The organism is Chryseobacterium indologenes, from assembly GCF_002025665.1.
Taxonomy (GTDB): Bacteria; Bacteroidota; Bacteroidia; order Flavobacteriales; family Weeksellaceae; genus Chryseobacterium; species Chryseobacterium metallicongregator.
The window spans coordinates 1,322,558-1,335,911 of the sequence record NZ_CP018786.1; the positions used below are offsets into that span (position 1 = coordinate 1,322,558).

At 38.5% G+C, this 13,354-nt stretch carries 4 protein-coding genes; all 4 read left to right on the forward strand.

All coding sequences use genetic code 11. The features are described 5' to 3' along the window. Window positions 1–31 precede the first annotated feature (31 nt). From BUE84_RS06105 to BUE84_RS06120, 4 genes are read left to right on the forward strand one after another with little or no spacing between them, the layout of a single operon-like run. Window positions 32–4,375 (forward strand): DUF6603 domain-containing protein, encoded by a 4,344-nt coding sequence (locus BUE84_RS06105; protein WP_047432810.1) that lies wholly within the window; start codon window positions 32–34, stop codon window positions 4,373–4,375. Between the two features lie 17 nt (window positions 4,376–4,392). Then, a complete protein-coding gene (locus BUE84_RS06110) occupies window positions 4,393–6,633 on the forward strand; it encodes a hypothetical protein (RefSeq protein WP_047432806.1) in 2,241 nt (746 codons plus the stop codon). 21 nt (window positions 6,634–6,654) lie between these two features. Continuing rightward, window positions 6,655–10,197: a hypothetical protein gene (locus tag BUE84_RS06115; protein ID WP_047432803.1), complete on the forward strand. Its 3,543-nt coding sequence runs from the start codon at window positions 6,655–6,657 to the stop codon at window positions 10,195–10,197. Between the two features lie 42 nt (window positions 10,198–10,239). Continuing rightward, a complete protein-coding gene (locus BUE84_RS06120) occupies window positions 10,240–12,564 on the forward strand; it encodes a hypothetical protein (RefSeq protein ID WP_047432800.1) in 2,325 nt (774 codons plus the stop codon). Window positions 12,565–13,354: the final 790 nt, after the last annotated feature.

Here is a 13,354-nt window from a genome sequence, read left to right on the forward strand (position 1 = left end):
TGAATAACTTAATTCATAAACATTTATAATAATGAATTTATCCCAAATAATTATAGAATTACAAAAACAAGCTGCTAACACAGGGAAAATAATCCTTGCTGACAGTTTGTGGAATCAGGGTTTCCTTTTCTCATCTTTAGTTAAGGAAGTTTTGCGTAGGTCTAAAGGAAACATTATTCTCTCTGTATCTTCAATTCCTGATATTAAGGATGGCAAGGTATCTTTTATTGCAGGGGTGCCTGATTCTGCGGACGATACCTTTCTGTCTTTAAATGAACGCAGGGCTACAGTAGAACTCCATGAAAAAGAGTCTATTGTTCATTTAATTTTATCTATAGAGCTAAGAACAAAATATATAGAAAGTGCTGCTATTGAATGGGAGTTTGGAGACAGTTTCCCGGAGTTGGATGTTAATATGATTAATAACCTTTCTCTATCCAATCAAAAGCTGGTATTTCAATATGACGATGCTAATGCAGACCCATCCAGGGAGCTTGGATTCTCGGCAGATTATACTTGGAATGGAATTCTTGGTGTTTATAAAAATATTATCACAGCTTTTAATGGAACTCCTGCAAATGGGGTCTTACAAGGCAAGATTTACCCCACCAAAAATAAAGTTAAATCTTTGTTTTATGCTCCGCTTTCCTTACCGGAATTCGATTTAGTGAAGCTAAAAGTTAACAATTTTTCTCTGGAGGTCAATCAAATGTGGTTGGAAGAGGATAGAGGTAAATACCCGTGGTTAGAAGAACCAGAGCCATGGACTGAATTCTCTTTAAAAGGGTCAACAATTTTGGACGGAGTACCTGGTTCTATTGACACCTTTCTGTATGCACTTCCCGGTGATTATGCACCCGATAAGATTGGTGTTTCCGTAAGACCTGCTGAAAACAATATAAGTACTTCACTGGCCAATTTGGCTAAATGGATGTCAGGAAATCGGGAAGAAGTGGATAAAATTATTAAGAATACTCCCTTTGAAACATTTTTTGAAATGGTAGGTTTTAAGTCATTCTCATTTGAGTTTGATTTGAAGACGGAGACTTATCTTTCTTTGTTGCGCTTACAAACAGGAACCCTTGATCAATGGCATATTTCAGAACATTTAACTGTAATCGACATTACTTTAGATTGGCTGTTGCTAAACCCTCTGGATAAGCCTATTCATATAATAGAACTCAGGGGCGGGCTGAAAATGAAATCAGGAGATAAGGAACTTTTATTTTTAGGGCTGATAGAACTTCCCGGTCCTAACTTAAGTATGATGCTTAAAACAGAACAGAAACTGACTGTACCAGAATGGCTGGAAATTATCATTATTTCTTTTGGGGGATCTCCTCTTCCTGATCATATTAAAGCTTCGTTAAAGGAGTTTAAGCTAAAATCTATGGCGTTCAGTTATCAACATCCCACCAATAGTGGAACGTTTACGTTATCGAGTACCATTTTAGCAGGAGATAAGATCATTGATTTTGAGGTTTATCTTCATGTGAATTTTGCAGAAGGTACATATGATGTGCAGGTAGCTTTCATATTGGGTGATATTACAATTTATGGAGAAATTACCAATGAAAAAATACCAGAACAAACTATTATATTCTGCGATGTAGAAAGCGAAAATCAAATTCTTGGCTTGGATTATCTTCCGTCTTTAATGGGATATGGTCCATTGGGAATTCCTTCGGAATTAGATATTGCTTTAAATAAAGTGGGGATTATCTATGATTTCACAGATAAGAGTTTCGCAATGGGAGCTCATTCTATCAACTATGGAACGGCCGATCTTGTTGTTTTTAAACCACAGGAGAAACCAAATCCTGCCCTTTTTGCAGGGGTTCATATTGACAAACAATTAGACCTTACCCGGCTTCCGTTAGTGGGAAAAGTATTGTCTGCCCTCCATACATTACAAATTAATGAGATTGAAGTTTTTATCACTTCCCGACAGTTTACTTCATCAGAAGCGATCCCGTTAAAAGATTATGTTTCATTGTTAGAAAACCAATTAAAGGGGAAGTATCCATCTTTTCCCAATGACGGAATGACCTCTTCCATAGGAATTTCTCTTAACCTTGATGTTGCTGGGTATATTATTCCTATTATGGCTGGATTGGGAGGAACTTCCGATTCAGGGATGCCTTCTGATAAAAGTGGCCAGCTAGGGATTCCTGAAGGTGATACTTCAAAACCAGTTCATGCTGCTCCTCCTGACCAGTCGGATGGTAGTTTCTGGATCACCATTCAAAAGTCAATAGGCCCGTTATCATTCCGCAGGGTTGGAATAAAATACAATGAGGGTAAAATCTGGCTGGCATTGGATTGTTCTCTTAATGCGGGCAGTCTTAAGATTGATCTTATAGGAGCTTCTCTGGGAGTTCCTTTATCAGGATTCCATCCAAAATTTGAAATTGAGGGATTAGGAATAGAATTCAAGGGACCAGGGCTGGATATTGGCGGATCGCTTTTAAAAGTTTCCCATAAAGTTGAAGATCAGGTAGAATGGGAATATGCAGGCGGGGCCATTATAAAAATGATGGATTATTCTTTATCAGCTTGGGGTAGCTATGCCAACATCTATAAAGATACCAGTCATACTAAGACCATCCCCTCCATGTTTTTGTTCGTCCAATTTACGGGAACGTTGGGTGGGGTTCCTTTCTTTATGGTAACAGGACTTTCAGGTGGATTCGGATATAATTCAAGACTTCGCCTGCCCCAGATTGATGAAGTATATCAGTTTCCCTTTGTTGCGTATGCAGGTTCTCCGGACTCAAAGGATTCCCTTGTAGGTTCTCAATCTCCTGCTGAAGTATTGCGTAATCTCTTTGGTATTAACGGCGGGAAGCCATGGCTGTCTCATGAAGCAGGACAATACTGGCTTGCGCTGGGCATTATGTTTACATCTTTTGAACTGATCACGACCAATGCTCTCCTTATCGGTGAGTTTGGTAACAGTTTTAAACTGGCACTTATAGGACTCAGCAGAGGAAAGTTTCCGACTGTTGGTCCCAAAACCTTTGCATTTGTTGAGCTTCAAATTGAATTGATCATAGACGTTGAAAAAGGATCTGCCGGATTAAGAGCTCAGCAAAGCTCAAATTCATACATTCTGGATCCTAATTGTAAAATTACAGGCGGGTTTGCATTTTATACATGGTTTGCTCCAAGTCCATATGCCGGTGATTTTGTGCTTACAATCGGAGGATACCACTCTCAGTTTAAGCCTCCAAAATACTATCCTGAAGTACCCCGGGTAGGTATAAACTGGCTTCCGGATAATTATACTTCAATTTCCGGAAGCTCCTATTTTGCCATTACTCCTGCTGCAATTATGGCAGGAGGGATGCTGAATGTGAATTATCATAAAGGCGACTTTAAAGCATGGCTTAAAGCTTGGACAGATTTTCTGATGTATTGGCATCCGTTCCATTTTGATGTGAGCATTGGGGTAACGGTAGGAGCTTCCTATCGCTTGAATCTATGGTTCATTCATCATACTTTCTCAGGGGAATTTGGAGTTGATCTTAACTTATATGGACCTAAAACCGGAGCCAGGCTTACAGTCCACATCTGGAAGGTAAAAATAAATGTAGACATTGGCCCTGATAAGACAAGTTCAAAACCTTTACCTTGGAAAGAATTTGCTGAGACCCTTTTACCTCCTAAGAAGGATCTTCTGAAATTTATTCCTAAAGAGGGAATAATAGCCTCTGATAAGAATGTTGAAAAATCTTCTTCCGAAGCAATTCATACTAGAGTTTCAGGATGCCGGATTCAACTCATTGCTTCTATACCTTGCTCAAAATTATTGATCAATGAAGAACCTTTGGAGACCAACTCCAAAATCTATGTAAGACCAATGGGAGATGAATCCGGGACTCCTTCCTTCGATTTCATCTGTAACCTAGAGATAAGGGATCAATCGGGGAATCTGGTATCAGATCAATGGACAATTACCCCCAGTTATCAGAATGTTCCTAAAGCATTGTGGGGAAAATATGTTGGACATATTGAACAAGGAGATGAGCAGCTTCTTAAAAAACAGCTCACAGGATATGATATTGAATCGCCTTATGAAAATAATGAGACAGTAGGAATTTATGATACTATCTATAATGTATATCCAGATCCGTTTGAAGGGATAATGCCTCTTAAAAACCTTGATCCAATGGAGGCATCTGCTAAAACATCTGAAACTGTTATTTCTATTATAAAATCCGAAATAGCCTCTCATACTGTTGATCTAAAGCGTAACGCTTTATTTAATGATTTAAAACAATTCCTGTCTATACAGGCTGAAAATGAAAAGATGGACACCTATGCAAAAAATGCATCAACTCTATTAAGAGATTTTCCACTCATAATTATTTAACCCATAATGACTTAAAAATGAAAAAAAGAACACTCCCGGCTACCGATAAAGTTATTTTCTATGAAAATGAAATTCCCAGTCTGGCAGCCGGAACATATACACTGAAGGCTGCTTTGACACTTGGCCCTCATGAAACAATTGATTCCGGCCAGCAATTAGTTGTAAATGCCCCACAGGTTGTTATTGATCCTGCAGAAATTCATGCTATGTCACCTGGCATGAATGAAGTAGATCATTTTCAATATATTATTCCCAGTATTGTTCTGAATAATCCTCAGCTTCCCTGGGAGCGAAAATTAAAAACAAAAATTTCTTCTGCTCCATGGATGGCATTATTGGTTTTTACAGAGGAAGAACTATACTGGAAATATCAGACCCATTCTCCTGTGATGCATTATACAGCTGCCGATTTTTTAAAAAAAGAAGAACAAATTCATAAACCGGATATAGCATTATCAGATCTTGGAACAGACTCTATCAACACAATACGCATCCCGGTACATTCCGCCCGAAGCATTCTTCCCCGTGTGGAAGAGCTTCCACTATTAGCCCATGTCCGTACGGTTAATCCTGAAAACCAGGTGCTGGAAAACGGAACTGCTGACCATACGTATGCTGTTATTCTTTCCAATAGAATGACCGTAATGCCTGCTGAGACTTCTGCCAATGGAGTTCGCAATTATGCTTTTCTTGTTTCTTTAGAAGGTTGGGAAAACCCATTAGAAAATAATTTTAAAGACCTGAAAGATAATGATTTTTTACAGCTCATTGTATTGGCTAACTGGAGCTTTACAGCCATTTCAGAAATTTCTCATCATGTATTGCCCGTTAATGCGGAATATAGTAAAGTGTCGAATCAGTCGAATCTTCTTAGAATTCCTGTAGCGGATAACGGATCCGATACAGCCAAAAAGATATTGGAAGGCTATACCGCCATAAGCTCCGAGATGAGGGATGGAAGTAAAACGTTTGCATGGTACAGAGGGCCTCTTTGTGCTGGAGCATACAGAAAACTTCCTAAAGATCTTTTGCCCTGTTATAATAGTGACAGTGCCAAAATTTACCTTCAAAAAGAAGGAATTTTTGATCATTCTTATGCAGCAGCCTGGACATTGGGCCGATTGATGGGATTAAGTGATCCGCTATATACTGATCATCTTCAGATTTTAGCCCGGAAAACTCAAAAGCTTTCTATACAGCTTCTGCAACGCTCCCGGTTAAAAATATTTTCAGATCAAGAAAAAAAAATCAGTTTATTAAAGAATGAGTTAGGCAAAGAGGCTTTTATAAAACAGCTTAGGAATGGACTCTTACAAGAATCTTTTGACAATTTAAAAGCTCCTTTCCAAGACAATTCTTTACCCCAAAAAACTGATGAAAATTCAAAAGCTCCTTTTACTACAGAAGATGTTGTAGAGTTTCTGGATAATGAAATATTGCAGGACGTTATTAAAAGTGAGATCAAAGAAACTCTGGATGCCATTGCGGAATGGCTTGCAAAAACGGCCTTACTTTATAATGTACCATTCCAATATCTGGTTCCTGATCAACGCATGCTGCCGGTAGAATCCACGCGTTTTTTTTATGTAGACAAGGGATGGCTCACAATGTTGATGGAAGGCGCTCGTCAGTTAGGAGTACACAGCAGTGTTGATAAAGCGATAAGGACAATACTCAACAAGGTCATTGATGAGACCATCTGGTTTAAAACTTCAGGAGTAAGACCGCAATTTTTCAGTGTGAAAAAAATAATGTCTCAGATTCCGGGCATTCCTACATGCGGCTTGCTTATCCGCTCTTCACTTGTCTCACAGGCCAAGGCCCCGGTAATCGAAGCAAAACTGAAAAATGGGAAAGTGATCCAACCACTCAGAATGGATAAGCTTTCGTCTGATGTTATTATTGTTTTATGGGATCAGGTGCCTGATCATGTGAGTGTCACTTACCCCAATCAAAATTGGCTGTATGGCCTTACTGATGCCGGGAAAATTGAGCTAAGCAATATTTCAAAGGATATTCCTTTTGGAAAACCATTGGGAAAGAATTTTCCGGATGATCATTTTTCGAAATTTTTGAGGAAGGATGCAGAGGGAAAAATGAATAATGTCATCAATATATATGCTGAAGGGGCAGAAGGAGTTACACTTGCTTCGGAGATTGGTAAGCCCCTTAATGTCTCATCATTAATTAACGGAGCCCAATTAGCGATTCAGCTCAAGAAACATACCAGGAAAATGATTTTTCAATCATCAATTTAACATTTAAAACCCTCTATCATCATGGTATATGAAACTTTACATATTCCCATTAAGGTTGACGCTTTTGTAGTGAATAAAAACGTTTTAAATAACCGGGAAGTCCATATCAGAAGAAATTATTTTAATTATTCTGTTTTTGAGAAATATTTGCAAAATCCAATGCCTCCTGCTTTCAATGCAGGTAAGCCATTTCGGGGGACCGGGGTAATTGTCCATTGGGATCTGCCGGAGAAATTAATGAATGGTGAAGTAGACAAAAACGGACAACTGAAATTTCCTTTAGTCCCTAATAGATGGGTTATTTGCAGAATAAGCGGTCCCCTTACCGCCAGAAAAGCTCATTATTGGAGAATTAATAGTGATGTTATTGGTAATAATGACCCCAAATTCGGAGGAGCAGATTTTTTAGATCCTCATGGTTCTGTTATAAAAGCAACTAAAATAGGGGAGTTAAAAGAAGCAAACGAGGCTGTTCCGGAAGAGTATACACAGGAAAAGCACAATTTTTTAACTGCGATGGGACCAGGCAATGATTTGTTTGCCACATTTCAACCTTACAGTGAGAATGTATTTTCACTGTTTGATCCTCTTGATCATGTAGATGACCAAGATCTTCTCACCTACATTATTTTGGGAGAATACTCTCACTCTCAGAATGATATCGTTTCCAGTTGGATCGAAAAAAAATTACCATTTGAAGAGTTTCTGCAAAATATGAATTGGAAACTGCCGGAAAAAAGTTCACTGGAAGCCAATAAAGGAGCTTTTTCAGGATCAGTTAATAATGTTGTGTGGGATCTTCATGGAGTTGCTGCCACCAGCCATATTCCGAATCCGGACAGTGTAAAAATAGTATTGGGCGAAACTACAGCAGACGCTATGGACACCCTCCAGTCTTATCAGTCCGGAGATTCAGAGATTTATAATGCTTTGCTTCCTGCCTGGCAGAGAGGCCTGCTGCATTATTACAATGACCTTGATGGGGCTGAAGCGCTGGAAAAAGAAAAAGAAGACTATCATTTTACTTCATATAACGGAAGTTATTATTGGCGGATTGAGGATATTCCAGAAGAGAACATTTCTTTTAACGAAAAAAACACCCATAAAAACAACAACAAAGTAACTCCCGAATGGCTGCCACAGCTTAACAGAGATCAGGACCAATATGACAAAGAATCCCGGAATCTGGAATATTTAAGAAAAGAATTGTACGAAACCTGGTGGAAATCAAAATATATTGAAGCCAACCAGATAGATCCATATCCTGATGGAACCTCTTCCGGGCAGTTCAAACAAGCCTTGGATCCTAAGAATAACGAAAGTTTAATTTACCGTGTAAAGTTACAGATGGATACTCTTATTAGTCTTCAGAAAAAAATTCCTTTTGGAAAGACGGAAGAAGAATTGGAGATCAGTATTCTGGCTTTTGCAAGAGAGAAGGGACTTGATGCGAAGCAACAGCTGAAAAGGCATAGCCGCAGCCTTTTTAGAGCTGTGAGTGAACCGGTTATGTTCTTTCATGGATTAAATAATAAAGAACCTTTGTCGATAGACCGCCCTTTACAGGTAAGGTTTAAAGAGCACCACCTGCAGTCATTTAGTTTTGACGGGAAAAATATAAAGATATCAGATGTATTGACTTTAGTAAAAGATTTGCAGCCGCTATTTGCATTAGAAGAATATATCCTGCTGGATCCGTCAATGGCAACAGCTATTGCAAAAGAAGTTTATAAAAATAGTGATCCGGCGTTTATAAAAAGACTGGAGACCGCAATCTCGGAACGTAAAGATTACAAGGGACATGTCCCCGAATATACCACCCCGGGGTGGTCACAACCCTGGCGTCCCGTAATGGCCCAGTGGCATATCGCCTGGTATCCTTTCTTTAAAGGGAAAAACGGAAAGTCCGTATGGAAATTTGATGGGAAAAATTTTTACTGGGAAGGAGAAAAGCCTGATCAGAAAATATATCCCAAAGAATTTAAAACAACCTCAAACCTTCTTCCTTTATCCGGATTTACTTTCAGATCCCGGGTAAAACAAATGATGGAGCACAATCCGAATAAGGATGAAGTACAATTATTGACAGATTTCTATAATAGTCTATCATCTGCAGATGATCTATTAACAGCTTCAATGTCTGGGCTAACTGATTTTTTCACACAAAGAACTCATGGCCCGGGGCTATCACATGCTTATGATACCAAGCAATATTTTCCGGGGTATACTTTGTCAGCTTTACTGGGGGACCAGGTCAATAGCACCCCTGATGGAGGAATAATGTATAATAGTAAAGACTCGGTATTTCTTCCGTACCGTGCCGGTCAGTTTTATATTAGAAGATTACATATTATTGATACTTTTGGGCAGGTTTGTGAACTCATTACCCAAGACAGGCCAATGGATCATCAGATCATTTTGTCCCCTGGGCTTAAACCGGAAATGCCTGTTTTTGATAAGGGATATACCTTCTGCCAATTGCAGCCCAGGATGTTGCAGCCTTGTAGACTAGATATTCACCAAATATCATGTAAAGATGATCATGCCATAGTGGAGCAGACCCATCTGGCGAATCCTGTTTGCGGTTTCCTGCTGCATAATTTTCTTGATGAAAATATTGCTTGTTACCATCATTCCGGAGCTCTTTTAGGAAATTTACATATAACTACCTCTCCGGAAGTTGTATGGGCGGCGGCCCCCGGAAGTCCATACAAAACCGTTGATGATATTGTTAAAGTACCGGAACTGGAACATATGGGATTACTTCTGAAGGGAATTCTCCGTCGTGGTGTTTCTGCGTATAAGCTGCTTCTTGAATCCATCGATAAAGGGAACACAATGGCTGATGGAGACCAACCAATGCCGGACAGTAAATTCCCCTATATTTCGGGGCTTCCTATTGCTCTTGTCAGGGTAAAACTCCAATTGGAACTCTATGGAACGAATATCAAAGATCCTTCATGGAAATATACATTCAAGAAGGCGCAGAATCATCTTGAAGGTATTACATTTCCCGCAAGAATCGGAAGTAAAGAAAAAGCAAATGATGCTCTTTTCGGCTATTTTCTGGAGAAAGACTATGATACCTTCTATACAGACGCTGTGCTGGATACTGTTTCAGAATATATCAAACCTATTGGAAATGGGGATTCGGTTTCTTTGCCACTGGATAATAAAAATGGGGTTTTAGTGTCTTTATTAATGCATCCAAGGCTGCCTGTAACTATAAAAACCGGCATATTACCCGCTGCTGAATACCAGATTTCAGAACAATTTATAGGTTCTGTTTTTGAAAATATGGAAGTGTCATTTTCTACCGGTCCTGTACTTCCTGAAAGCCTGATCGAAGAGTCTGGGACAGGCGTTAAACATTATCTTAAGATCCCATTCTCTAAGATTGAACAAGGAAACTGGATGTGGCAGCAATGGAATAAGAAAAACAAAGCCTGGGAGGCATTCCCCATAATGAACCCGGGAGATCAGGCATCCATAGATAATGCTCCTCTGATCTACAGAGAAGGCTATCTTCATTTTTACAGTAAAGATGTTTCCGATAAGGAATAGACAATAAAATTAACTCTTTTATACACTTTAAAATAATATATTATGGATAAAAAGAAAACTTCTGTTTTTACAGAATCCCTTTTAAATTATCAGTTATCTACTGATCCCAGTCCTGTTTTGATCAGCCCGCAGCCGGGTGAAGGTGCCGAACTGTATGCTTCATTTCAAATAAGGGTAACGCCGAAAAGCACAGATGCGGTAGCGGTAAGTAAACTTTATTTCATTCTTTCCCTCGGAAATAGTGAAACTGATATTTCCTCTTCAGATGAAGCTTCATCATTTTCAGTAAGCGATGATAGTAAGTGGCAGTTTATCCGCCTTAGCCCGGGTTTGTATCAGGCGTCGCCTGTGGGAGGTAAAGACAGAGAGCGGATAGAAAAAGAAGGAATTGTATTCAACATCTACAACCTGCCTGTTAATCCTGAAGTACAATCAACGGTAATTACAGTAAAGGAAGAAAGCTACGGAACATCAGGCAGTCTTATAAAATCCATTGTAGAACTGCCTATCGGTACCTCATCCTTCGTTAAGGATTTTTATTTTGAAAACTTCATTGCCGAAAAACCTGTCGTTGAGTTACATGGAAAAGCAATTCTGAAATGGATAGGTTCAGACAATGCAGGCTATCTGCTTTATTCCAGCAATGAGCCCTGGAATCCGCCGTTGGATGTTTCCAAACAACGAACATGGACTTCTCCACCTCTTACTCAAAATACAATTTTCGTTTTAACAGCAACTCAGGTAGTGAACGGAGAAACCAAAAGAAGGGATCTTTCTTTAATGGTGATTGTAAAAGGAGGAAAAGATAACAATAATATTTACACTACCGACGGAGCGATTTCAAGTATAAGGACAGTGAAAATTGAGCCTGACCAACAATTGAAATGGATAGGGTCTACAGAAAACATATTCTCGGTAGACGGAACTACATTCTCCGTGGATGCGAAAAACAACAGGATAGGCATTGGAACAAATAGTCCCACAACAAAATTACATGTAGAAGGAGGTCAGTATCTGAATGCTGTAAGATCATCTTTTAGTACAAATGCCTTAGATATTAATATAGGTGAGGATGGATATGGTTATGGTAATCGTAACGCTAATTGGGGGATTAATATGAAATCGTCTTCATCACGATATCCAGGACCTGTTTCCCGCATTAACTTTGGTGATACTGCTACATCAACAGCATCAGGTACTCGTTATCTTTCTTTCAGTGTAGGATTAGTTTCTAATGAGTTAATGTACCTAACAGACGAAGAAGGTGGGAAAGTGGGAATTGGAACAATAACGCCAACGAATGTATTACATGTGAACTCATCAACCAGAGGAGCGCTAAGAATTGTAGATGGAACACAAGGTACAGACAAGGTTTTAACGTCAGATGCCAGTGGTGTCGGAACATGGAAAAGTCTTCCGGAAAAAACTGTAGATACCAATATTTATAAAAATGACGGAACCCTTACAGGCAATCGTACTGTTACACAAAATACCAATACATTGGCCTTTAAAGGTTCAGCTATTAATGCATTCTCCGTGGACGGAACTACATTCTCCGTGGATGCGAAAAACAACAGGATAGGCATTGGAACAAATAGCCCCGCAAAAAAGTTACATGTAGAAGGAAGTAGTTTGCTCAATGGGAGAGCGCAAATTGGAGAGCTGCAAGTATTAAGTTCGGATAATAATCCTGGCAGGATAATTTCTCACAGAGGCTTAAGATTTACAACCGGAGCTACTGAAACGGCGACTGATATGATAATAAAACAAGATGGAAAAGTTGGTGTCGGAACTACAAGCCCTACAGAAAAACTTGATGTGGAGGGAATCATCAAAGCTTCCGGACTTATTATAGAAAAAGGGCAGGTAAAGATGTTTGGAAAAGCAATTGAAATGGGAAAAAACGAGAGATGGAAAGCCAACACTGATGGTGTTTTTATAGGAAAAGTTTGGCCAAGAAGTGTAATAGGAATGACAGTTATTTCGGGCTATGTCGAAAAGATTTTGATGGGTATTGGATATGTTACAAACTACCGTAAAGGCAAATTTTTTGCTTGCAGTGGTGGGACTTTTAGTTTCCCTGTAAAAAAAGGGGATGAGTTTTCAAGTAAAGTAGATAGTTTTGACGGGTCTATAGCCGATACTAACTTTTATTGGATCCCACTGGGAAGTAATGATCTCAATACTTTTGAATATATAGGAGAGTTTACAGGAGGTGATGATGTGGAAAATGATATGATCGTTGTTGAAGAAGATTCCTTTTCCTATTTATTTTCCAAGATTATGAAAAAGCTAATGAAAGATGTTCCTAAAGAGCAGAGAGAAGCAAAAATGGAAAAGATGGTAAAAAAACTTATGGAAGTCTAAATTTTTACCGGTCCCGTCCTTCCGGAAAACCTGATCGAAAAATCCGGGACAGGCGATAAACATTATCTTAAAATCCCGTTCTCTAAGATTGAAAAGGGAAACTGGATGTGACAGCAATGGAATAAGAAAAACAACTCCTGGGAGGCACTCCCCATAATGAACCCGGGAGATCAGGCATCCATAGATAAATCCGGAGAAATTTTTTTCTTCGGATTTTTTATACACTATATCCGGAGTTTGCATTTTAAGACTTAAATATGGTCTTTTTGTATTATAAACCCAAACACGTTCTTTTAAATAGATTTCCTGAAAGATAAGGGGTATAGGTATACTATTTTTACTGCAATCTTTAAATCAGAACTATAAAGAAGATGACAGAAGATTATATTATTACATTACACAGACGGAAGATAGTTTTATTTATTTGATTGCTGATGCTGAATATTACAGATATCAGATTTGATAAATATTTACTTTATTATAAAGAGTTAGATTCTAATGAAATTTAAAGTACTACTAAAGGACGATACTAAGGAAGGCAAATGTAATTGTATAAACCTTCTTTTGAATTTTATTTCAACCTAAAAGTAAACAATTGTTTATCAATTGATTATATTATTTGGTTTCAACGCTGTTTGCAAATTTATGAGCAAATCGACTAAAAAAATTAAATCTTTTCATTACTACAAAAAGTAATGACTTTAATGGTTTCTGTTGTTTAATTTTTACACCACCAACAATCATACAATTTCTATAGAAGTATCGGAAGAACAGAATTTGTAGATTGGGT

Coding starts and splice junctions, on each gene's coding strand:
- BUE84_RS06115 (WP_047432803.1), top strand. CDS start 6,655: ATGGTATATGAAACTTTACATATTCCCATTAAGGTTGACGCTTTTGTA.
- BUE84_RS06120 (WP_047432800.1), top strand. CDS start 10,240: ATGGATAAAAAGAAAACTTCTGTTTTTACAGAATCCCTTTTAAATTAT.
- BUE84_RS06105 (WP_047432810.1), top strand. CDS start 32: ATGAATTTATCCCAAATAATTATAGAATTACAAAAACAAGCTGCTAAC.
- BUE84_RS06110 (WP_047432806.1), top strand. CDS start 4,393: ATGAAAAAAAGAACACTCCCGGCTACCGATAAAGTTATTTTCTATGAA.